Source organism: Cellulomonas sp. P5_E12 (assembly GCF_054049315.1).
Window position 1 is genome coordinate 199,690 of sequence record NZ_JBFUMP010000001.1, and the last position, 21,858, is coordinate 221,547.

At 72.4% G+C, this 21,858-nt stretch carries 19 protein-coding genes; 11 read left to right on the forward strand and 8 right to left on the reverse strand.

Features of this window, described 5'->3' with window-relative positions; translation table 11 throughout:
• Positions 1-22: 22 nt before the first annotated feature.
• Both sdhD and sdhC read right to left on the reverse strand, forming a co-directional pair.
• Positions 23-484: a succinate dehydrogenase, hydrophobic membrane anchor protein gene (gene sdhD, locus ACXJKA_RS00890; RefSeq protein WP_456823271.1), complete on the reverse strand. Its 462-nt coding sequence runs from the start codon at positions 482-484 to the stop codon at positions 23-25.
• Positions 484-855, reverse strand: coding sequence for a succinate dehydrogenase, cytochrome b556 subunit (gene sdhC / locus ACXJKA_RS00895; RefSeq protein WP_456823373.1), 372 nt, complete (start codon positions 853-855; stop codon positions 484-486). The genes sdhD and sdhC overlap by 1 nt, the downstream gene beginning before the upstream one ends.
• Before the next feature lie 208 nt (positions 856-1,063).
• Here sdhC and ACXJKA_RS00900 point away from each other — a divergent pair, with 208 nt between their 5' ends.
• The 10 genes from ACXJKA_RS00900 to ACXJKA_RS00945 all read left to right on the forward strand — a co-directional run bounded on the left by ACXJKA_RS00900 (position 1,064) and on the right by ACXJKA_RS00945 (position 12,238).
• Positions 1,064-2,164: a mannose-1-phosphate guanylyltransferase gene (locus ACXJKA_RS00900; RefSeq protein WP_456823272.1), complete on the forward strand. Its 1,101-nt coding sequence runs from the start codon at positions 1,064-1,066 to the stop codon at positions 2,162-2,164.
• Positions 2,165-2,248: 84 nt separating this feature from the next.
• Positions 2,249-3,454: an amidohydrolase gene (locus ACXJKA_RS00905; RefSeq protein ID WP_456823374.1), complete on the forward strand. Its 1,206-nt coding sequence runs from the start codon at positions 2,249-2,251 to the stop codon at positions 3,452-3,454.
• A gap of 206 nt (positions 3,455-3,660) precedes the next feature.
• Positions 3,661-4,758, forward strand: coding sequence for a BMP family lipoprotein (locus ACXJKA_RS00910; RefSeq protein ID WP_456823273.1), 1,098 nt, complete (start codon positions 3,661-3,663; stop codon positions 4,756-4,758).
• Between the two features lie 124 nt (positions 4,759-4,882).
• Positions 4,883-6,496 (forward strand): ABC transporter ATP-binding protein, encoded by a 1,614-nt coding sequence (locus tag ACXJKA_RS00915; RefSeq protein WP_456823274.1) that lies wholly within the window; start codon positions 4,883-4,885, stop codon positions 6,494-6,496.
• Positions 6,493-7,794, forward strand: a complete 1,302-nt coding sequence (locus ACXJKA_RS00920) for an ABC transporter permease (RefSeq protein ID WP_456823275.1) — start codon at positions 6,493-6,495, stop codon at positions 7,792-7,794. Before ACXJKA_RS00915 ends, ACXJKA_RS00920 begins: the two co-directional genes overlap by 4 nt.
• Positions 7,791-9,086 carry an ABC transporter permease gene (locus ACXJKA_RS00925; protein WP_456823276.1) on the forward strand — a complete coding sequence of 432 codons (1,296 nt, stop codon included), beginning with the start codon at positions 7,791-7,793 and terminating at the stop codon, positions 9,084-9,086. Before ACXJKA_RS00920 ends, ACXJKA_RS00925 begins: the two co-directional genes overlap by 4 nt.
• On the forward strand, positions 9,083-9,490 hold the full coding sequence (locus ACXJKA_RS00930; RefSeq protein ID WP_456823277.1) for a cytidine deaminase: 408 nt from the start codon (positions 9,083-9,085) through the stop codon (positions 9,488-9,490). The genes ACXJKA_RS00925 and ACXJKA_RS00930 overlap by 4 nt, the downstream gene beginning before the upstream one ends.
• Complete coding sequence (locus tag ACXJKA_RS00935; protein ID WP_456823278.1) at positions 9,487-10,782, forward strand: thymidine phosphorylase; 1,296 nt, start codon at positions 9,487-9,489, stop codon at positions 10,780-10,782. Before ACXJKA_RS00930 ends, ACXJKA_RS00935 begins: the two co-directional genes overlap by 4 nt.
• A gap of 39 nt (positions 10,783-10,821) precedes the next feature.
• A complete protein-coding gene (locus ACXJKA_RS00940) occupies positions 10,822-11,052 on the forward strand; it encodes a hypothetical protein (protein WP_456823279.1) in 231 nt (76 codons plus the stop codon).
• 37 nt (positions 11,053-11,089) lie between these two features.
• Positions 11,090-12,238, forward strand: a complete 1,149-nt coding sequence (locus ACXJKA_RS00945; protein ID WP_456823280.1) for an adenosine deaminase — start codon at positions 11,090-11,092, stop codon at positions 12,236-12,238.
• A gap of 47 nt (positions 12,239-12,285) precedes the next feature.
• Here the strand turns inward: ACXJKA_RS00945 and ACXJKA_RS00950 are convergent, their stop codons facing one another.
• The 4 genes from ACXJKA_RS00950 to ACXJKA_RS00965 are packed head-to-tail and all read right to left on the reverse strand — an operon-like array spanning position 12,286 to position 16,579.
• Complete coding sequence (locus tag ACXJKA_RS00950; RefSeq protein WP_456823281.1) at positions 12,286-13,146, reverse strand: aldehyde dehydrogenase family protein; 861 nt, start codon at positions 13,144-13,146, stop codon at positions 12,286-12,288.
• Positions 13,143-14,588 (reverse strand): aldehyde dehydrogenase family protein, encoded by a 1,446-nt coding sequence (locus ACXJKA_RS00955; protein WP_456823282.1) that lies wholly within the window; start codon positions 14,586-14,588, stop codon positions 13,143-13,145. The genes ACXJKA_RS00950 and ACXJKA_RS00955 overlap by 4 nt, the downstream gene beginning before the upstream one ends.
• Before the next feature lie 12 nt (positions 14,589-14,600).
• Positions 14,601-15,605 carry a deoxyribose-phosphate aldolase gene (gene deoC, locus ACXJKA_RS00960; protein WP_456823283.1) on the reverse strand — a complete coding sequence of 335 codons (1,005 nt, stop codon included), beginning with the start codon at positions 15,603-15,605 and terminating at the stop codon, positions 14,601-14,603.
• Complete coding sequence (locus ACXJKA_RS00965; RefSeq protein ID WP_456823284.1) at positions 15,602-16,579, reverse strand: sugar-binding transcriptional regulator; 978 nt, start codon at positions 16,577-16,579, stop codon at positions 15,602-15,604. Before ACXJKA_RS00965 ends, deoC begins: the two co-directional genes overlap by 4 nt.
• A 173-nt stretch (positions 16,580-16,752) precedes the next feature.
• On the opposite strand from ACXJKA_RS00965, the gene ACXJKA_RS00970 reads away from it, so the two are divergent.
• Positions 16,753-19,077, forward strand: coding sequence for a DUF6055 domain-containing protein (locus tag ACXJKA_RS00970; protein WP_456823285.1), 2,325 nt, complete (start codon positions 16,753-16,755; stop codon positions 19,075-19,077).
• An 11-nt stretch (positions 19,078-19,088) separates the two neighbouring features.
• Here ACXJKA_RS00970 and ACXJKA_RS00975 read toward each other — a convergent pair whose 3' ends face one another.
• Together ACXJKA_RS00975 and ACXJKA_RS00980 are read right to left on the reverse strand one after the other, a co-directional pair.
• The gene (locus ACXJKA_RS00975; protein ID WP_456823286.1) at positions 19,089-20,933 is read right to left on the reverse strand and encodes a phospho-sugar mutase; all 1,845 of its coding nucleotides are present in this window, start codon (positions 20,931-20,933) and stop codon (positions 19,089-19,091) included.
• Between the two features lie 37 nt (positions 20,934-20,970).
• Positions 20,971-21,810 carry a purine-nucleoside phosphorylase gene (locus tag ACXJKA_RS00980; RefSeq protein ID WP_456823287.1) on the reverse strand — a complete coding sequence of 280 codons (840 nt, stop codon included), beginning with the start codon at positions 21,808-21,810 and terminating at the stop codon, positions 20,971-20,973.
• Positions 21,811-21,858: the final 48 nt, after the last annotated feature.

Genomic DNA, 21,858 nt, shown 5'->3' on the forward strand with positions numbered 1-21,858 from the left:
CTGTCTCTGGGGGAAGCGAAGGTCAGGACGCCGTGCAGAACGACGGGAGCAGGTCCGCGGGAGAGCCCGACGGGCACGGGTCGAACGTGAAGATGACGAGCGTGCCCAGCACGACGACGACGAGGAACGCGAGGTAGAGCAGCCCCTTGAGGACCAGCCGCAGGCCGTCGCGCTCGGCGTAGTCGTTGATGATCGTGCGCACACCGTTGGTGCCGTGGATCATCGCGAGCCAGAGCATGAGCAGGTCCCAGACCTGCCAGAACGGCGACGCCCACTTGCCGGCGACGAAGCCGAAGTCGATCGCCTTGACGCCTTCGCCGGCGACCAGGTTCACAAAGAGGTGCCCGAAGATCAGCACCAGCAGCACGACGCCGGACGCGCGCATGAACACCCAGCCGTACAGCTCGGTGTTGCCGCGGGTCGTCAGGCGGGACGGCCTGGCGCGGGGGCCGCGAGGGGCCTTCGGGTCGGCGATCGTGGTCATCACTCGCCCCCGAACACGTGCATGAGGTGGCGGGGCAGGAAGCCCGCCATGGTCACGGCGAACAGGCCGACCACCACCCAGAGCATCACGCGCTGGTACTTGGGGCCCTTCGCCCAGAAGTCGACAAGGATGATCCGGATGCCGTTGAACGCGTGGAACACGATGGCGGCCACGAGGCCGGCCTCACCGAGTCCCATGATCGGGTTCTTGTACGTGCCGATGACGTCGTTGTACGCCTCGGGCGAGATGCGCACGAGCGACGTGTCGAGCACGTGGACGAGCAGGAAGAAGAAGATCGCGATGCCGGTCACGCGGTGCGCGACCCACGACCACATGCCTTCTCGCCCGCGGTACAGCGTTCCGGCGGGCACCTTGCGTTCGGACGGCGCTCCGCGTTCGGAGGTCGCGGCAGGCACTGGAGGGCCTCCTGGCGAAGAAGAGGTTCGGACGACGGCGTCCTTGTCGCGTCAACTGTAGTGAACCGATCAGTACCCAACCGCTCGGCAAGGGCCCTTGGGCCCCCGCTGTGAGGTATTGCACAGCCGGATCCCGGGTGTCCTGGTCGGTACCCTGGCGCCCATGTCCACCACGATTCCCGGCTTCCACGCCGTCGTCCCTGCCGGCGGAGCAGGTACGCGCCTGTGGCCCCTGTCGCGCGCCGGGCACCCGAAGTTCCTCCTCGACCTCAGCGGGACCGGCCGCACGCTGCTGCAGGCGACCGTCGACCGGCTGCTGCCGCTGACCGGCCGGGGCGGGGTGCTCGTCGTCACCGGTGCCCGTCACGCCGTCGCCGTCGCGGGCCAGCTGCCCGAGCTGGGGACGGACGACGTGCTGGCCGAGCCGTCCCCGCGTGACTCCATGGCGGCGATCGGCCTGGCCGCGGCGGTGCTCCTGGAGCGCCACGGCGAGGACGTCGTGCTGGGGTCCTTCGCCGCCGACCACGTCATCGACGGCACCGCGGCGTTCGAGCAGGCGGTGCGCGAGGGCGTCGAGGCAGCCCGGGCGGGCTACGTGGTGACGCTCGGGATCGCCGCGACCGGCCCGTCGACAGCGTTCGGGTACGTCCGGGCGGGCGCGCTGCTCGGCCTCGACGGCGCCCCGACCGTCGCGCACGTCGCGGGGTTCACGGAGAAGCCCGACGCCGAGACCGCAGCCGCCTACCTGGCGACGGGGGAGTACCGCTGGAACGCGGGGATGTTCATCGTCCGGGCCCGCGTGCTCCTGGACCACCTGGCGACGCAGCTGCCGGCGCTCGCGGCCGGGCTGCGCGAGATCGCCGCCGCATGGGACACGGCCGGGCGCGACGAGGTCCTGGACCGCGTGTGGCCGGGCCTGACCAAGATCGCGATCGACCACGCGATCGCGGAGCCGGTCGCGGCCGCCGGTGGCGTGGCCGTCGTGCCGGGCGACTTCACGTGGGACGACATCGGTGACTTCGACTCGCTCGCGGAGCTGTTGGCCGGCGACACGCTGGGCGACGAGTCCGCCGTGCTGCGCCTCGACGCGGCGGGCGCGTTCGTCGTGCCGGGTGCCGGTCGCACCGTCACGGTGCTCGGTGTGCCGGGCGCGGTCGTCGTCGACACGCCCGACGCGGTGCTCGTGACGACGCGCGCCCACGCCCAGGCCGTGAAGTCCGCGGTCGACGGGTGGCGGGCCGCGGGACGCCAGGACCTGCTCTGACACGGACAGCCCCCGCCCTTGCGCGCCGTCGCGGATAAGGTCGAAGGCGTGCCGTCCGTCTCCCTCCTGCCCGTCGTCGCCCCGCTGACCAGCCTCCGGCCCGACCCGGTCGAGCCGCTCTCGGCGCGGCTCGCCGCGCTGGTGGCGGACCTGCGCGACGAGCTCGTCGCCGTCCGGCGCGACATCCACGCCCACCCCGAGCTGGGTCGCACGGAGGTCCGGACCACCAAGCTCGTCGCGGAGCGGCTGCGCGCGGCCGGGCTCGAGCCCGAGCTGCTGCCGGGCAGCGGCCTGGTCTGCGACCTCGGGCCGAGCCCGACGGCGACCGGGCGCAAGCGGGTCGCCCTGCGGGCGGACCTCGACGCCCTGCCCGTGCAGGACACGAGCGGGGTGCCGTGGGCCTCGACGGTCCGCGGTGTGACCCACGCGTGCGGACACGATGTGCACACCGCCGCGGTGCTGGGTGCGGGACTCGCGCTCGCGCAGGTGGCCGACGAGCTCACCACGGGCGTCCGGCTGATCTTCCAGCCCGCCGAGGAGGTGCAGCCCGGGGGTGCGCTCGACGTGGTGGCCGCCGGCGGCCTCGACGGGGTCGGACAGATCTACGCCTTCCACTGCGACCCCAAGGTGGACGTCGGCCAGGTGGGCACGCGCATCGGGCCCATCACGTCCGCCAGCGACGAGGTCACGGTCACGATCTCCGGTCCCGGCGGGCATACCTCGCGGCCGCACCTCACCGGCGACGTCGTCTACGCGCTCGGTCAGGTCATCACGCAGGTGCCGGCCATCCTGGGCCGCCGGCTGGACCCTCGCTCCGGCGTCAACCTGACGTGGGGCGCCGTCCAGGCGGGCGCCGCGCACAACGCGATCCCGGCGACCGGCGTCGTGAAGGGCACGTTGCGCTGCCTCGACGTCCGCGCCTGGGAGAAGGCGTCGGAGGTCTTCCACGCCGCGGTCGAGCAGGTCGTCGCGCCGCTCGGTGTGACCGTGGACGTGCGGCACCACCGCGGCGTCCCGCCGGTCGAGAACGCCGAGCACGCGACCGGCGTGCTCGAGGCGGCCGCGCGCGACGTGCTGGGTCCGGGGTCGGTGCTGCTCACCGAGCAGTCGCTCGGCGGGGAGGACTTCGCCTGGTACCTCACCAAGGTGCCCGGCGCGATGGCCCGGCTCGGGACGCGCACGCCGGGCGGGCACACCTTCGACATCCACCAGGGCGACCTACGGGTGGACGAGCGCGCGGTGGAGGTCGGCGCGCTGCTCCTGGCCCGCGCCGCCTTTCTCGCTGGTTGAGACGACACGTCCGTCACCTGGGCCGACATACCAAGTCGGTAACGGAACCTGCGCAGATACCCAGCGGTAACCTGCGCGACACGTTGCGCTCGTTAGGGTCCGACCATCAATGCCGGGCAGCCCCAGCCATGTGGTGGCACACCGTCGTGCCAACCCGCACGGTCGGCCCAGCCGGACCGGCTGCTGACGAGATTCAGGAGAGTCGCGTGAAGAAGATCATTCGAGTGGCCGCGCTCGGCGGGGCGGTCGCCCTCGCGCTTGCCGCGTGTGGCAGTGCCCCCGAGGACAACGAGACGGCCGGCAGCGGAGAGTCCTCCGCCGCGACCGTCGACTTCAAGGCCTGCATGGTCTCGGACGCCGGTGGCTTCGACGACAAGTCGTTCAACCAGGCCGGCTTCGAGGGCCTCATGAAGGCCAAGGACGAGCTCGGGATCACGGAGGCGCACGTCGAGTCGAGCGCCGACACCGACTACACGCCCAACATCGACAGCCTCGTCGCCGAGAACTGCAACCTGATCATCGGCGTCGGCTTCCTGCTCGAGGACCCGATCCAGACGGCCGCCGAGGCGAACCCGGACATCAAGTTCGCGCTCGTCGACAGCTCCTTCTCGGACGCTGACTTCAAGCCCGTCACGCTCGACAACGCCAAGCCGATCCTCTTCGACACGGCGCAGTCGGCCTACCTCGCGGGCTACGTGGCCGCGGCGCAGTCGACGACCGGCAAGGTCGCGACGTTCGGTGGCATCCAGATCCCGTCCGTCACGATCTTCATGGACGGCTTCGCGGACGGCATCGCCAAGTACAACGAGGACAACGGCAAGTCCGTCCAGCTCCTCGGCTGGGACAAGGCGGCGCAGACCGGCGTCTTCGCCGGCAACTTCGACAGCCAGGACGACGGCAAGAACATCGGCCAGTCCTTCATCGACCAGGGCGCGGACATCATCATGCCCGTCGCCGGCCCGGTCGGTCTGGGCACCGCGTCGGTCGCCCAGGCGGCCGGCAACGTCGCCATCGTGGGTGTCGACGCCGACTGGTTCGAGACGACGGAGTACGGCCCCATCGTCCTCACCTCGGTCATGAAGGAGATCGGCCCGGCCGTCTTCGACACGATCAGCGAGGCCGTGGACGACAAGTTCAGCTCCGACCCGTACGTCGGCACGCTGGAGAACGAGGGCCTCGGCCTGGCGCCGTTCCACGACTTCGACTCGAAGGTCTCGGACGAGGTCAAGGCGAAGGTCGAGGAGCTCAAGGCCGCGATCATCTCGGGCGACATCGTCGTCGAGTCGGACGCCTCGCCGAAGTGATCTGACGCACGACGCAAGGACGACGGCCCGGGCCACGTGCCCGGGCCGTCGGCCTGTCCGGCACGCGTGCCTGCCGGACGGATGGATAGTGTCTGAGAACGCGCGACCTCGAAGGAGCCCACCGGTGAAGCTGGAGCTGCAGGGCATCACGAAGACCTTCGGGTCTCTGGTCGCCAACGACCACATCGACCTCGTCGTGGAGCCCGGTGAGATCCACGCGCTGCTCGGGGAGAACGGTGCCGGCAAGAGCACGCTGATGAACGTCCTGTACGGGTTGTACGACCCGGATGACGGCCAGATCCTCGTCGACGACGTCCCCGTCACCTTCGCCGGTCCGGGCGACGCCATGGGCGCCGGGATCGGCATGGTCCACCAGCACTTCATGCTCGTGCCCGTGTTCACGGTCGCCGAGAACGTCGTGCTCGGGCACGAGCCGGTGCGCGGCGGCGGCCTCATCGACCTGCCCGAGGCGCGCCGCCGGGTCAAGGAGATCTCCGACCAGTTCGGGTTCCACGTCGACCCCGACGCCTACATCGAGGACCTGCCGGTCGGCGTCCAGCAGCGCGTCGAGATCATCAAGGCGCTCTCGCGCCACGCCAAGGTCCTCATCCTCGACGAGCCCACCGCCGTGCTCACGCCGCAGGAGACCGACGAGCTCATCGCGATCATGCGCCAGCTCAAGGAGTCGGGCACCTCGATCGTCTTCATCACGCACAAGCTGCGCGAGGTCCGCGCGGTCGCGGACCGCATCACCGTCATCCGGCGCGGCAAGGTCGTCGGCACCGCCGAGCCCACCAGCTCCGAGACCGAGCTGGCCTCCCTCATGGTGGGCCGCTCGGTCGAGCTGGGCGTCGCGCGCAGCGCGGCCGTGCCGGGCGAGGCCACCGTCCAGGTGCGCAACCTCACGGTCATCGACGAGGCCGGTGTGCGGCAGATCGACGACGTGTCGTTCGACGTCGCACGTGGGGAGATCGTCGCGATCGCCGGCGTGCAGGGCAACGGCCAGACGGAGCTCACCGAGGTCATGCTCGGCCTGCAGACGCCCGTGGCCGGCTCGGTGCAGCTGGACGGCGTCGAGCTGGTCGGCCGGTCGGTGCGCGAGGTGCTCGACGCCGGCCTCGGGTTCGTGCCCGAGGACCGGTCCACGGACGGCGTCATCGCCGACTTCTCCATCGCGGAGAACCTCATCCTCGACCTGCACCGCCACGAGCCCTTCTCCCGGGGCGTCGCCCTCCGGGCCGCCGCGGTCCGGGAGAACGCCGAGCGGCGGATCGCCGAGTTCGACGTGCGCACCGGGTCGATCGACGCCCACGCGAGCACCCTGTCCGGCGGCAACCAGCAGAAGGTCGTGCTGGCGCGGGAGATGTCCCGGCCGCTGCGCCTGCTCATCGCCTCGCAGCCCACCCGCGGCCTCGACGTCGGGTCGATCGAGTTCGTGCACACCCGGATCGTGCAGGAGCGCGACAGCGGGACCCCGGTGATCATCGTGTCGACGGAGCTGGACGAGGTGCTGGCGCTCGCCGACCGCATCCTCGTGATGTACCGCGGCCGCATCGTCGGCGACGTGCCCGGAGGCACCGACCGTGACGTGCTCGGCCTGATGATGGCCGGCGTGCCCCTCGACGATGCCGTGCGGCAGGCGACCGAGCACCACACCACCCTCGGCGAGCTCGACCTCGAGACCGACGTACCCGGCGCGCCGACCTCCGCCCCGACGTTCCCCCAGGAGGAGCTGTGAGCAGCCAGACGCCGGACCCGCTGCCCGACGCGCAGGTGCCGCCGCCGGGACAGACCGGTGTCGTCGAGCCGACGACCGAGGAGCCCGACCAGTCCGACGGTGGCCGCCGGATCCTGCACGAGATGCTCTCGAGCAGCTGGCTCGTCTCGGTGCTCGCGGTCGTCCTGGCCCTGATCCTCGGCGGGCTGCTCATCGCCGCGGCCGACGCCGAGGTCCAGGCGGCGGCCCAGTACTTCTTCGCGAAGCCGGGCGACCTGATCTCGGCGGCGTGGACCGCGGTCTCCGAGGCCTACAAGGCGCTGTTCGCCGGCGCGATCTACGACCCGCGGGCGGAGACGTTCGCGCGCGCCATCCGGCCGCTCACCGAGACCCTGACCGTGGCGACGCCCCTGATCCTCGCCGGCCTCGGCCTGGGGATCGGGTTCCGCGCCGGGCTGTTCAACATCGGTGCGCAGGGCCAGATCATCCTCGGTGGCATCTTCGCCGGGTTCATCGGGTTCACGTTCGACCTCCCCTTCCCCCTGCACCTGCTGCTATGCGTCATCGGCGCGGCGCTCGGTGGTGCTCTGTGGGCGGGCATCGCGGGCGTGCTCAAGGCGCGCACCGGTGCGCACGAGGTCATCGTGACGATCATGCTCAACAACATCGCCGTCTACCTGGTGGCGTACCTGCTGAGCCTCGACGCGTTCCAGCGCCCGGGCAGCAACAACCCGGTCAGCCCACCCATCCCCGACAGCGCGGCCTACCCGCTGCTCCTGGGCGAGGGCTATCGCCTGCACGCCGGCTTCCTCGTGGCCATCGCCGCCGCGGTGTTCACGTGGTGGCTCATGGAGCGCTCGACCATCGGCTTCCGGTGGCGCGCGGTGGGGTCCAACCCGAACGCGGCGCGGACGGCCGGCATCTCGGTGAACTCGACCTACGTCTGGGTCATGCTCACGGCCGGTGCCCTCGCCGGTCTCGCCGGGTCGGCGCAGGTGCTGGGCACCGAGCGGGTGCTCACGGCCGGCGTCGCGGCGAGCTACGGGTTCGACGCCATCACGGTCGCGCTGCTCGGCCGGTCCAAGCCCCTGGGCACGGTGTTCGCGGGCATCCTGTTCGGCGCGCTGCGTGCCGGCGGCGTGGTCATGCAGGCACGCACCGGGACCCCGATCGACATCGTGCTCGTCGTGCAGTCGCTCATCGTCCTGTTCATCGCGGCCCCGCCGCTGGTCCGGGCGGTGTTCCGGCTGCCGTCCCCGGACACGCCACGCGCACCGAAGCCCGTCGTCCCCGTCGCCGCGAAGGAGGTCAGCGCGTGAGCGCCCCCACGATCGACTCCCCGGCCCCGGCCCGGTCGGCCGCCGAACCCGTCCTGCCCCCGATCAAGTGGCACGCACCGATCGCCTACGGCGTCGTGGCCCTGCTCGGCCTGATCGTGTTCGGACTCCTCGGCAAGAGCGGCGACGTCAGCACCTTCTCGATCTCGACGTCCAAGGACTTCATCCAGTTCGACCCGTTCTCCGTGCCGTCGAAGGCGACCGCGATCGTCCTGTGCGTCGCCGCCCTCGTGCTCGCGGGCGTGTCGTTCAATGCCACCCGGCAGCGCCGCAAGGTCGGTCCGTGGCTCCCGATCACCTACGGCGTGCTCATGGTGTTCGCTTTCCTGGTCTGGGCCGTCGCCGGCAAGACGAGCGGCCTGCCGCTCACGGGCCTGCTGCAGGGCTCGCTGTTCCTGGCGATCCCGCTGGTGTTCGGCGCCCTCGCCGGCCTGCTGTGCGAGCGGTCCGGCATCATCAACATCGCCATCGAGGGGCAGCTGCTGGGCGGTGCGTTCCTCGCCGCCGTCGTCGCGACCCTGACCGGCAGCGCCTATGCGGGCCTCATCGCCGCACCGATCGCCGGCGCGCTCGTCGGCCTGCTGCTGGTGCTCTTCGCGATCAAGTACGTGGTCAACCAGATCATCGTCGGCGTCGTGCTCAACGTGCTGGTGATCGGCGTGACCAGCTACCTGTTCTCCACCGTGCTCAAGCAGAACCCGGACACCTGGAACAGCCCGCCCGGGCTGCCCGTGATCAGCATCCCGGTGCTCTCCCAGATCCCGATCATCGGCCCGGTCCTGTTCCGTCAGACCGCGCTCGTCTACATCATGTACGTCGTCGTGGTCGTGCTGCAGATCATGGTGTTCCGGTCCCGCTGGGGCCTGCGCCTGCGGTCGGTCGGCGAGCACCCCAAGGCCGCGGACACCGTGGGCATCAAGGTCAACCGGACCCGGCTGCGCTCCACGGTCCTCGGCGGTGCGGTCGCCGGGCTCGGTGGCGCGTTCTTCACGGTCGCGGCGGGGCTGGCCTTTGGCAAGGAGATGACCAACGGCAAGGGGTACATCGCGCTCGCCGCCATGATCCTGGGCCGCTGGAGCCCCAAGGGCGCCCTCGCTGCTGCGCTGCTATTCGGCTTCGCCAACAACCTGCAGCTGCAGCTGAGCATCATCCAGACCCCGATCCCCAGCCAGATCATGCTGATGACGCCCTACATCGTGACGATCTTCGCCGTCGCGGGGCTCGTCGGACGGGTGCGCCCGCCGGCCGCCGAGGGCATCCCCTACACGAAGTGAGTGTTCCTGTGGACATCGACTGGGTTGCCCTGAAGGCGGCCGCCACGGACGTCATGCACCGCGCGTACGCGCCCTACTCGAACTTCCCGGTCGGCGCCGCCGCGCTGGTCGACGACGGGCGGGTGGTCGTCGGCTGCAACGTCGAGAACGCCTCGTACGGGGTGACGCTGTGCGCGGAGTGCGCGCTGGTCTCCGGCCTGCACGTCTCGGGCGGTGGCCGCCTCGTGGCGTTCACGTGCGTGGACAAGCACGGCAACGTGCTCATGCCGTGCGGCCGGTGCCGGCAGCTGCTCTGGGAGCACGGGGGAGCGCGACTGCTGGTGGAGACGACGCACGGCGTGAAGCCGATGACCGAGGTGCTCCCCGACGCGTTCGGCCCGGCTGACCTGGAGGAACGCGCATGAGCACGGAGAGCTTCGACGCCGTGGACGTCATCGTCACCAAGCGCGACGGGCACCGCCTGTCCGACGCGCAGATCGACTGGGTCATCGACGCCTACACGCGCGGGGTCGTGGCCGAGGAGCAGATGTCGGCACTCAACATGGCGATCCTGCTCAACGGGATGGACCGCGCCGAGATCGCCCGCTGGACCGCCGCGATGATCGCGAGCGGCGAGCGGATGGACTTCTCGGGGCTGTCGCGCCCGACGGCGGACAAGCACTCGACCGGCGGCGTGGGCGACAAGATCACGCTGCCCCTGGCCCCGCTGGTGGCCGTCTTCGGCGTCGCGGTGCCGCAGCTGTCGGGCCGCGGGCTGGGCCACACGGGCGGCACGCTCGACAAGCTCGAGTCGATCCCCGGCTGGCGGGCCGCCCTGAGCAACGACGAGATGATGGCGCAGCTGGACGACGTCGGCGCGGTCATCTGCCAGGCCGGCTCGGGCCTCGCGCCCGCCGACCGCAAGCTCTACGCGCTGCGCGACGTCACGGGGACCGTCGAGGCCATCCCGCTGATCGCCAGCTCGATCATGAGCAAGAAGATCGCCGAGGGCACGGGCGCCCTGGTGCTCGACGTCAAGGTGGGCTCCGGCGCGTTCATGAAGGACGTAGACCGGGCCCGCGAGCTCGCCCGCACGATGGTCGCGCTCGGCACCGACGCGGGCGTGAAGACGGTGGCGCTGCTCACCGACATGTCGACGCCGCTGGGGCTCACCGCGGGCAACGCGCTCGAGGTCCGCGAGTCGGTCGAGGTGCTGGCCGGCGGGGGACCGGCGGACGTCGTCGAGCTCACGGTCGCGCTGGCGCGCGAGATGCTCGCGGCGGCCGGGCGGCCGTCCGACGACGTCGAGGCCGCCCTGCGGGACGGTCGGGCCATGGACGCGTGGAAGCGGATGATCGCCGCCCAGGGCGGCGACCCCGACGCCACGCTCCCGGTGGCCCGCGAGACGGAGCAGGTGCTGGCCGAGGCCGACGGCGTGCTCACCGAGCTGGACGCCTACGCGGTCGGGATCGCCGCCTGGCGGCTCGGGGCGGGGCGCGCCCGCAAGGAGGACCCGGTGCAGGCCGGTGCCGGGGTCGAGCTGCACGCGAAGCCGGGAGACGCGGTGCGGGCCGGGCAGCCGCTCCTGACGCTGCACACCGACACGCCCGAGCGGTTCGGCCGCGCGCGCGAGGCGCTCGCCGGCGCGGTCGTCGTCGCACCCGCCGGCACACCCGTGCCGGTACGGCCGCTGGTGATCGACCGCATCGACGCCTGACCCCTCGCCACCCGGCCGCGACGGGGGGACGATGGTGGCATGAGCACGGTGCGGGGGGACGACGCGTGGCGGGATGACGGCCTGGCCCCGGTCGACCCGGACGAGCCCCGCCGCCTCGGCGATGCCGCCGACGACGCCGTGGACCCGGAGGAGTACGAGCCGGAGTTCGCCCGCGCCGACCGGGACGGCCGCGCGGACGAGGCGGACGTGGTCGAGCAGGACTCCGAGGTGCCGGACGACGACGGGGCCGACGCCGGCTCCCTCGGCTGACACAGCCCCGGGCGGTTCGTCCCGCTACGGTGAGGCCATGACGTCCCCCTCCGACACGCCCGAGGCCACCGACGCGCCCGAGGTCACCGACGCCGTGGCGTCGCTCGTCGCACTGATCCCCGGACTGCCCAAGGTCGTGCTGCACGACCACCTCGACGGGGGCCTGCGCCCCTCGACCATCATCGAGCTGGCCGCCGAGATCGGCTACGAGCTGCCGTCCACGGACGCCGACGAGCTGGGTCGCTGGTTCGTCGAGGCGGCGAGCTCCGGGACCCTGGTGCGCTACCTCGAGACCTTCGACCACACCGTCGCGGTGATGCAGACCGAGGACGGCCTGCGCCGGGTGGCGCGCGAGTCAGTCCTCGACCTCGCCGCGGACGGCGTGGTCTACGCCGAGCAGCGCTACGCGCCCGAGCAGCACCTCAGCAAGGGGCTCAGCCTGCAGCAGGTGGTCGACGCCGTGCAGGCCGGCTTCGCCGAGGGCATCGCCGAGGCGGCGTCGCAGGGACGCTCGATCCGCATCGGCACCCTGATCACCGCCATGCGGCACGCCGACCGGGGCGACGAGATCGCCGCGCTGGCCCTGGAGAACCGCGACAACGGCGTGGTCGGCTTCGACATCGCCGGCGCCGAGATCGGCTTCCCGCCGTCGCGGCAGGCCACGGCCTTCGCCACCCTCGAGAACGCCGACTTCCCGGCGACGGTGCACGCGGGCGAGGCGGCCGGCCTGGAGTCGATCGCGGAGGCCCTGCACGTGGCCCACGCCAGCCGCATCGGCCACGGCGTGCGGCTGATCGACGACGTCACGGCCGACGAGCTGGGCGACAAGCTCGGCAGGCTCGCCCACTGGGTCCGCGACCAGCGCATCCCGCTCGAGCTGTGCCCGTCCTCGAACGTGCAGACCGGCGCCGCCGAGTCGGTGGCCGCACACCCGATCACCAAGCTCAAGGAGCTCGGCTTCGCGGTCACGGTCAACACCGACAACCGCCTCCAGTCCGGCACGTCGCTGACCCGCGAGCTGACGCTCCTGGTCGAGGAGGCCGGCTGGACGCTCGCCGACCTGCGCGACGTCGCGGTCACCGCGGCCCAGCACACGTTCTTGCACCACGACGAGCGGATGGCGCTCATCGAGCAGGTGCTGCTGCCCGCGTACGCCACCGCCCGCGGCAGCAGGCACCGCGCCTGAGCATCACGCAGGCCCGCACCCGCGCCGGGTGCGGGCCTGCGTGATGACTAGATCAGGCCCTTCGTGTGCCACACCGTCTTCGTCTCGGAGAAGGCGGTGATCCGGTCCAGGGAGGGCGCCGCGGCATCCGGCCCGTTCTCCGGTGGCAGGACGCGCTTGAGCGTGTCGGCCGCCGCGATCTGCAGGTCGATCCAGTCGAGGTCGCCGGCACCCACCAGGTCGAGCGCGTTGACGTCGGCGTGGCTGGCCAGCCACGGCGCGATCTCGGCCGGGGAGCCCGTGAGCACGTTGACGACGCCCTTGGGCACGTCGCTCGTCGCGAGCACCTCGGCCAGGCTGATCGCCGAGAGCGGCAGCTTCTCGCTGGCGACGACGACGACCGTGTTGCCGCCGACGAGGGCGGGCGCCACCGCGGACACCAGGCCGAGCAGCGACGAGTCCTGCGGCGCGATGATCGCGACGACGCCCGTGGGCTCCGGGACCGAGATGTTGAAGTACGGCCCGGCCACCGGGTTGGCGTTGCCGGCCACCTGCGCGTACTTGTCGCACCAGCCCGCGTACCAGACMCAGCGGTCGATGGCCGCGTCGACCTGCGCGGTCGCGACCGCGTTCGAGACACCCTCGGCGTCGACGATCTCGGCGACGAACTGCGCCCGACGCCCCTCGAGGATCTCGGCGACGCGGTAGAGCACCTGACCGCGGTTGTACGCGGTCGCGCCCGACCAGCCGCCGACCGCACCGCGCGCGGCGACGACCGCGTCGCGGGCGTCCTTGCGGGACGCCTTGGCCGCGTTGGCCAGGAACGACCCCTTGGCCCCGACGATCTCGTAGGTCCGGCCGGACTCGCTGCGCGGGAACGCCCCGCCGATGTAGAGCTTGTACGTCTTGGGCACGGCCAGGCGGCTCACTTGGCGGCTCCGTTCTTGAGGTACGCGGCGATGCCGTGCCGGCCGCCCTCGCGGCCGTACCCGGACTCCTTGTAACCGCCGAAGGGGCTGGACGGGTCGAACCGGTTGAACGTGTTGGCCCAGACGACGCCCGCGCGGAGCTTGTCCGCGACCGCGAGGATGCGGCTGCCCTTGTCGGTCCAGATGCCGGCGGACAGGCCGTACGGCGTGTTGTTGGCCTTGGCGATCGCCTCGGCCGGCGTGCGGAACGTGAGCACGCTCAGCACCGGCCCGAAGATCTCCTCGCGGGCGATGCGGTGGCTGGTGGACACGTTGGTGAAGATGGTCGGCGCGTACCAGAACCCGTTCTCCGGGATCGTGCAGGCGGCCGTCCAGCGCTCGGCACCCTCGGCCTCTCCGACGTCGCTCAGCGTCCGGATCCGCTCCAGCTGCTCCGCGCTGTTGATGGCACCGATGTCGGTGTTCTTGTCGAGCGGGTCGCCCAGCCGCAGGGTCGAGAGCCGGTTCTTCAGCCGGTCGACCACCTCGTCGTGGATCGACTCCTGCACCAGCAGGCGGCTGCCCGCGCAGCACACGTGGCCCTGGTTGAAGAAGATCCCGTTGACGATGCCCTCGATGGCCTGGTCGATGGGGGCGTCGTCGAACACGATGTTCGCCGCCTTGCCTCCCAGCTCGAGGGTCAGCTTCTTGCGCGTGCCGGCCACCTGCTTCGCGATGGCTCGACCCACGGACGTCGACCCGGTGAACGCGACCTTGTCCACGTCGCCGTGGCCCACGAGCGTCGCGCCCGTCTGGCCCGCACCGGTGACGATGTTGACGACGCCGGCCGGCAGGTCGGCCTGCTGCACGATCTCGGCGAAGAGCAGCGCGGTCAGCGACGTGGTCTCGGCCGGCTTGAGCACGACCGTGTTGCCGGCCGCCAGCGCCGGGGCGATCTTCCACGCGAGCATGAGCAGCGGGAAGTTCCACGGGATCACCTGCGCGGCCACGCCCAGCGGTGCGGGCGAGGCGCCGAGGCCCACGTGGTCGAGCTTGTCCGCCCAGCCCGCGTAGTAGAAGAACCACGCGGCGACCAGCGGGACGTCGACGTCGCGCGACTCCTTGATGGGCTTGCCGTTGTCGAGGCTCTCGGCGACGGCGAGCTCGCGGGCGCGCTCCTGCAGCAGGCGGGCGATCCGGAACAGGTACTTGCCGCGGTCGGCGCCCGACATCCGGGACCAGACCTTGTCGTAGGCCCTGCGGGCGGCGGCGACGGCGGCATCCACGTCGGCCTCGTCGGCGGTCGCGATCGTCGCGAGGTGCTTCTCGGTGGCCGGCGAGATCGAGGCGAACGGCGTGCCGTGGCCCTCGCGGAACTCACCGCCGATGAACAGGCCGTACTCGCTGCGCAGGTTCAGGATCGCCTGCGACTCGGGCGCGGGGGCGTACTCGAGGAATGACATCTGGAAGGCCCCTCAGTCGATCGTCACGTAGTCGGGACCGGAGTAGTGGCCGGTCGTCATCTTCTGGCGCTGCAGCAGCACGTCGTTGAGCAGGCTCGAGGCGCCGAACCGGAACAGGTGCGGCGTCAGCCACTCCTCACCGACCGTCTCAGCGACTGTCACCAGGTACTTGATCGCGTCCTTCGACGCGCGGATGCCGCCCGCCGGCTTGACGCCGACCTTGTCCCCGCTGAGCCGGTACCAGTCCCGCACGACCTCGAGCATGAGCAGGGTGACGGGCAGCGTCGCGGCGGGCGCGACCTTGCCCGTCGACGTCTTGATGAAGTCGCCGCCGGCGAGGATCGCGAGCCAGGACGCCCGGCGCACGTTGTCGTAGGTGGTCAGCTCGCCCGTCTCGAGGATCACCTTGAGGTGCGCGGAGGTGCCGTCCGTGCGGCGGCAGGCCTCCTTGACGGCGACGATCTCGTCGTAGACCTGGCCGTAGCGGCCGGCGAGGAAGGCGCCGCGGTCGATGACCATGTCGATCTCGTCGGCCCCCGACTCGACCGCGTCCTTGGTGTCCTCCAGCTTGATCGACCGCGAGGCGCGACCGCTGGGGAACGCCGTCGCGACCGCCGCCACGGCGATGCCACCCTGGTCGGGGTCCCCGTGCGAGGACCCGAGCGCCTGCACGGCGTGCGGGACCATGTCGCCGTACACGCACACCGCGGCGACGCGCGGGCAGCTCGGGTCGGTCGGGTCGGGCGTGACGGCCTTCGCGACGAGCGAGCGCACCTTGCCGGGCGTGTCCGCACCCTCGAGCGTGGTCAGGTCGATGAGCCCGATGATCCGGTCCAGCGCCCACGCCTTCGACGTGGTCTTGATGGAGCGCGTGCCGAGGCCGGCCGCCCGCTGCTCGAGCCCGACGGCGTCGACCCCCGGGATGCCCTGCAGGTAGCGCCGCAGGTTGGCGTCGTTCGCCTCACCGCCGAGCAGCGCGACCGCGCGGTCGGCGTGGGCGATCTGAGTGCCTGTCATTCTGAGCCTCGCAGTCCTTCGTTGTTCATCTGCCTCTCGATGAGGCTGGTCGCGGTGTCCTCGTCCGTGACGAGCACCGTGCAGAGTCCGCTGCCGACGACGGCCGCGGCGACGGCGTGCTTGGTAGGGCCGGAGATGACGGCGATGCTGTGCGTCGCCGCGCGGAGGTTCTCGAGCGGCAGGCCGACCGTCCGCTCGTCGAGCTCGGTATCGACGATGCCACCGGCCGCGTCGATGTACCTGCCGAGGACGTCGCCGACGGCACCCCGGCGCACGAGCCCCGCGACGTCGGCGGCCGTGAGGTAGCCGCTGTCCACCAGGACCGACGTCTCGTCGGCCGGCCCCGCGCTGAACAGGTAGGCGTTCGCGGTCGAGGCGAGCCTGAGGACGGCCGCGACCGCCCGGTCCGCCTCGATCGCCTGCTTGGTCTCCATGCGCTCGAGGATGGCCGGGCTGGGCAGCAGCGCCGCCTGCCCCCGGCCCTTCTGCGCGATGGTGACCGCGGTGGTCGCCGCGGTGCCGGCCCGCCGGGTCAGGCTCACGCCGCCGTTGATCTGCACGACGTCGACGCCGGGCGCCCAGCCGTCCTCGAGGTGCACCGAGATCTCGTGCAGCGTCCGGCCCCAGCTGATGCCGAGCGTCCTGGGCGCGGGCCGCAGGGTGGAGAGGTAGTCGGCGGCGGCCTGCGCCACGCGCGCCTGGAGCTCGTCGTGGTCGTCGACGCCGGCCGTCGAGACGACGATCGCGTCGGCCAGGCCGCACGTCTCGCGCAGCCGGCGCTCGATCGGCAGCCGACGAGCGCGGGGGTGCACGATCTCGATGCGGATGAAGCCGTCCGCCTTGGCCTGCGCGAGCAGCCGGCCGACCTTCCACCGGGTGAGCCGCAGGATCGAGCCGATCTCGTCCTGGGTCTTGTCGTCCTCGTAGTACAGCTCGGCTGCGCGGATGGACAGCAGCTCGTCCGACTCGATCACCTCTCCACAGTAGGCATCCCGCCCTCGTCCCGCAACACTCGTAGTGATCTCTGCTCATATGAGCACGCGCCCAGAATCGTCCTTCCGGTGGCTAGGCCCGCAATTGACTCGCCGCGGGGTGTCGGAGACAGTGGGGCGGCCGCAGTCGGCCATGGCGAGGGGACGGGCACGGCATGGGTCGGTGGGGACGCGGCGCGCCGCTCGCTGTCGCGCTCGTGACCGCCCTGGCGGTCGGCCTCGGGCTCGCCGTCGTCGTGCAGAACCTGCGCCCGGCCAAGTCGCTGGTGGTGCCCGCGGCGTGGGCGGAGTCCTGGAAAAGCGGCCATGTCCGCGAGGGCCACGACGTCGTCCTCGCCTGGGGGGACCTGGCCGGCGCGCACCCGTCGGACGCTCCCGCCGCGCTCCGGTTCGACGCCGACCGCGCCGTCGCGCAGCTCGACGCCCTGTACGCCCTCGACGTGCACGATCTGGGCGTCGTGGCCGACGACGGGGCGATCGCCGACCACAAGGTCGTCGTCGTCGTCGACGGGACGTGGTCGGAGGGCCCCGGCTCGTCGGAGGGCGACGTGATCGTCCCGCTGACCGGCGGTCTCTCGCAGCAGCCGCGCGGGGCGACCGGCAGGGTGGTGGACGGCGTCGGGCTCCTGCGCGTGGACGTCTCGGCGCTGACCGCCCGTGGGCACGAGTCCGCGACCACAACCTCAGCGGCCGGCCCGGTGGGCGGCTCGGAGTTCGACCCGTCGTGGGAGCTTGCCCGGGGCTTCGCCGAGGTGGTGCAGGGCTTCGCGGCCCTGGACGCGCCCGGCCGCGGCTTCGCGTCCGACGATGACGCGACGTTCTGGCCCGCCAGCGCCGCCTACCTCGCCACCGTAGCGGCGCCCGGTGGGATCGGCAGCACCGCCGACCTCGTGCGCAGCCCACAGCTGCACTGGTCGAGCCCGCGGCTCGGCGACGGCAGCTGGCTCCTGCTGCAGTACCTCGCCGAGCGCGACGGCGAGCAGCTGCTCGGGGAGCTGTGGCGGGACGCGCGGGCGGGCGAGGACCCCCTCACCGCGTACAAGCGGCTCACCGGGCTCACGCAGGCGGACCTGAACCGCCGCGTCGCGGAGTACGCCCTGCGCACCGTCACCTGGGACTTCACCGACCGCAGCGCGATCGCGGCGGCCGTCGCGGACCTCGACCCGGTGCTGCTCGCCGACCGGACGACGCCGGTCGAGAGCGTCGAGGGCGACCCGGGGCACTATCGCGTGCTCGACGCGTTCGCGCCCTCCGACTACGGCTTCACTATCGCGCGGCTGACCCCGGACCCGGGAACCACGGACATCCACCTGCGACTGCGGGGGCACGGCGAGGCCGCCGGCGCCGGCCTGAGCTTCGGCTTCGTCGCCCTGCGCGGAGAGACGCCCCGGTACAGCCCCGTGACGGAGAGCCTCGACCAGGAGGTCCAGTTCACGCTGCGCGCCGGGGAGCAGGAGCTGTACCTCGTGGTCGCAGGGACACCCGCCGAGCACCGCCCGCACGCCGCGGCCGACGGGTACGGCGACGTCACCCGGTACCCGTACGAGTTCCGGCTGTCGGGCGCGACCGTCGCGGACGACGCGTCGGGGCCAGCGGTGGCCGGTGGTCACCGGCACCCGAACGGGGGCGGCTGGGTGGACGACGCCGCGACCGTGGACCCCACGGCGTTCGTCGGCCCCGACGCCGTGGTGCGCGGCGCCGCGCAGGTGCACGAGAACGCCCGGATCGAGGGTCGGGCGTGGGTGGAGGCCGGCGCCGTGGTCGGCGGTGACGCGGTCGTGCGCGACGTCGCGGTGGTCCGGTCCGGCGCGCGGCTCGGCGGGACGGTCGTCGTCGCCGGGGACGCGGTCGTGGACTTCACGTGCACCTCGGGCGCGTACGCCAGCTTCGACCCCGCCCGCACGTGCGACGGTCGAGCGGGGACGCCGGACGTCAACGTCGCCGCCACACCCTTCGCCGCCGCCGACCTCGCCCTCAGCGGGGTCGCGGCTCCCACGCCGACGGCCGARCCGACGCCGGAGCCGACGACGCCGCCGGCCACCCCCACACCGACGCCCAGCCCGACGGGGCCGCCCGCGGCTCAGCCGGCGCCGGCACCGACGCCGTCCAGCCCGAGCCCCACCGAGGGCGGCGTCGCGCCCCCGGAGCCCATGCCCGCGAGCGCCTGCGCGGCCGTCTACACCGTCACCAACCACTGGTCCTCGGAGGGCCAGAACTGGTTCCAGGGCCAGGTCGTCGTCACCGGGGGCAGCACCGGGGTGGAGGGCTGGGCCGTCACCTGGGCGATGCCCGCGGGGGAGCAGATCTCCACCGTGTGGAACGCGCGCCTGGGCACCCGCGGCGGCCAGGTGACCGCCGAGAACATGGACTACAACGGCAGCCTGAAGGAGGGCGCGACCACGACCTTCGGGTTCCAGGGCAGCGCGCCCGGGGACGCCGGCCTGCTGGTGCCGCAGGTGAGCTGCTCCCGGACCCGATAGATGCTCGCCTGCTAGATACCCAGGGCCGCCCGGACGTCTGTCGCGACCGCGTCGAGCCGCGCGCGGGCCTGGGTGCGGGCCCGTCCGACCGCCTTGTGGTCGGCCGAGGGCTCCACGGGCACGACGACCTCCAGGTAGCACTTGACCTTGGGCTCGGTGCCGCTGGGCCGCACGATCACGCGGGTGCCGTCGTCCGTGAGCAGGCGCAGGCCCTCGGTGGGCGGCAGGCCGTCGCGGTCGTCGTCGGTGCCGGCGGCCAGGTCCACCACCTCGGTCACGCGGGACCCGCCAAGAGATCTCGGCGGCCGGTTGCGCACGCGGTGCACGGTCTCGCCGATCTGCGCCAGGTCGACGAACCGGGCCGAGACCTGGTCGGTCAGGTGCAGGCCGTGCACCCGGGCGAGGTCGTCGAGAGCGTCGACCACCGTGCGGCCGTCCGCCTTGAGCCGGGCGGCCAGGCCCGCGACCAGCAGCGCGGCCGAGATGCCGTCCTTGTCGCGCACGTGCGCGGGGTCGACGCAGTAGCCGAGCGCCTCCTCGTACCCGAACACCAGGCCGTCGACGCGGGAGATCCACTTGAATCCCGTGAGAGTCTGCGCGTAGCCGTAGCCCGCGGCGCTCGCGATCTTGCCCAGCAGGCGCGACGAGACGATCGAGCTGGCGAAGTACGACCCGTTCGGGTTGCCGCCGCCGGCCGCGAAGGCCGCGCCGAGCAACGACCCGGTCTCGTCGCCGTGCAGGATGCGCCAACCCTCCGCCTCGGCCGTGTCCGGGCCGCGGAACGACCGGTGGCGCAGGTCCTGGGCGCCGACGCCGCAGCGGTCGGCATCGGGGTCCAGCGCGATCACGAGGTCGGCGCCCTCGTCGCTGGCCAGGCCGATGGCCAGGTCGATGGCGCCCGGCTCCTCCGGGTTGGGGAACGCGATGCTCGGGAAGTCGCCGTCCGGCTCGGCCTGCTCCGGCACCACGAGCACGTCGGTGAACCCGGCCTCGTTCAGCACGCGCTGCGCGACCTCGCCGCCGACGCCGTGCAGCGGCGTGAGCACGATGCGCAGGCGCTTGGCGGCGGCCCGGGTCGCCTCGTCGGTCGGCGCGAGAGCCACGACGTTGCGGACGTAGTCGTCGACGACCTCCGGCCCGAGGATCGTCCAGCCGCTCGCGGCGCGCGGGACCGACGCGACCGACGGCACGTGCGCGATCTCGGCGGCGATCGCCGCGTCGGCCGGCGGCACGATCTGCGCGCCCTGGCCGGAGTCGGTCACCACCCGACCGCCGAGGTAGACCTTGTAGCCGTTGTCCTGCGGCGGGTTGTGCGACGCCGTGACCATGATCCCGGCGTCGGCGGCGAGGTGCCGGACCGCGAAGGCCAGCACGGGCGTCGGGAGTGCCGAGGGCAGGACCAGCACCTCGATGCCGACCGCCGTCAGCACCGCCGCCGAGTCGCGCGCGAAGTCCACGGACTTGTGCCGGGCGTCGTACCCGATGACCACGCGGGGCCGGGGGTGCACGCCGTCGAGCTCACCGAGCAGGTAGTCGGCCAGGCCGGAGGCGGCGCGGATGACGACCGCGCGGTTCATCCGGTGCGGGCCGCCGCCGAGCCGCCCGCGCAGTCCCGCGGTGCCGAACTGGAGCAGCCCGCTGAACCGGTCCGCGAGCTCCGCGCGGGCCGCAGACCGAGCGTCGAGCTCCTGCTGCTGCGTCGGGTCGGGCTCGGAGCCCGACGCGATCGTCGGTGGTTCGGCCCGCGCCAGGTCGAGCAGCTCGCGGAGCTCGCCCGCCGTCTGGGGATCGGGGTCGTCGTCGATCCAGGTCCGTACCCGCGCCTCGAGGTCTGCCCACGCATCGTCGCCGGTCATGGGCCCAACGTACTCAGGACGACCCGCCCGCGCTTCCCTAGAGCCTGCGGACGATCTGCGCCAGCAGCGCGCTGATCCGGGGTCCCGCGGCGGCACCGGCCTCGAGCACCTCGGCGTGGGACAGCGGGGTGGCGGAGATCCCCGCGCCGAGGTTCGTCATGAGCGAGATGCCGAGCACCTCCAGCCCGGCGTGCCGGGCCGCGATGGCCTCGAGCGTGGTGGACATGCCGACCAGGTCGCCGCCCAGGATCCCGGCCATCTTCACCTCGGCCGGCGTCTCGTAGTGGGGGCCGGGGAACTGCACGTAGACGCCGTCGTCGAGCGTGGGGTCGATCTCCCGCGCGACCGCCCGGAGCCGAGCCGAGTACAGGTCGGTGAGGTCGACGAACGTCGCACCCTCGAGCGGGGAGGTGGCCGTGAGGTTGATGTGGTCGCGGATGAGCACGGGCGTCCCGGGCAGCCAGGCGGGATTGAGCCCGCCGCAGCCGTTGGTGAGGACGACCGTCGTGGCGCCGGCGGCGGCCGCGGTGCGGACCCCGTGCACCACCCGCCGCACGCCGCGGCCCTCGTACAGGTGGGTGCGCGAGCCGAGCACGAGCGCGTGCCGGTCGGTGCCCTCGATCCGGATGGACCGGGTCGTCGCGCCGTGACCGGCCACAGCCGGTGCCGAGAAGCCGGGTATCTCGTGGCTCGGCACCTCCGCGACCGTCTCGCCCAGCAGGTCGGCGGCGCCGCCCCAGCCGGAACCGAGCACCAGCAGCACGTCGTGGCGCTCCACGCCGGTGGCCTGCGCGAGGTACGCGGCGGCCGCCCGGGCGACGTCGAACGGGTCGGTCGTGGGGTCGTCGAGGTCGGGGAGGGGTGTGACGTCGCTCATGGTCCGAGGTTAACGCTCGCTCCCCGCCTGGCCGCGCGCCGCCGGACC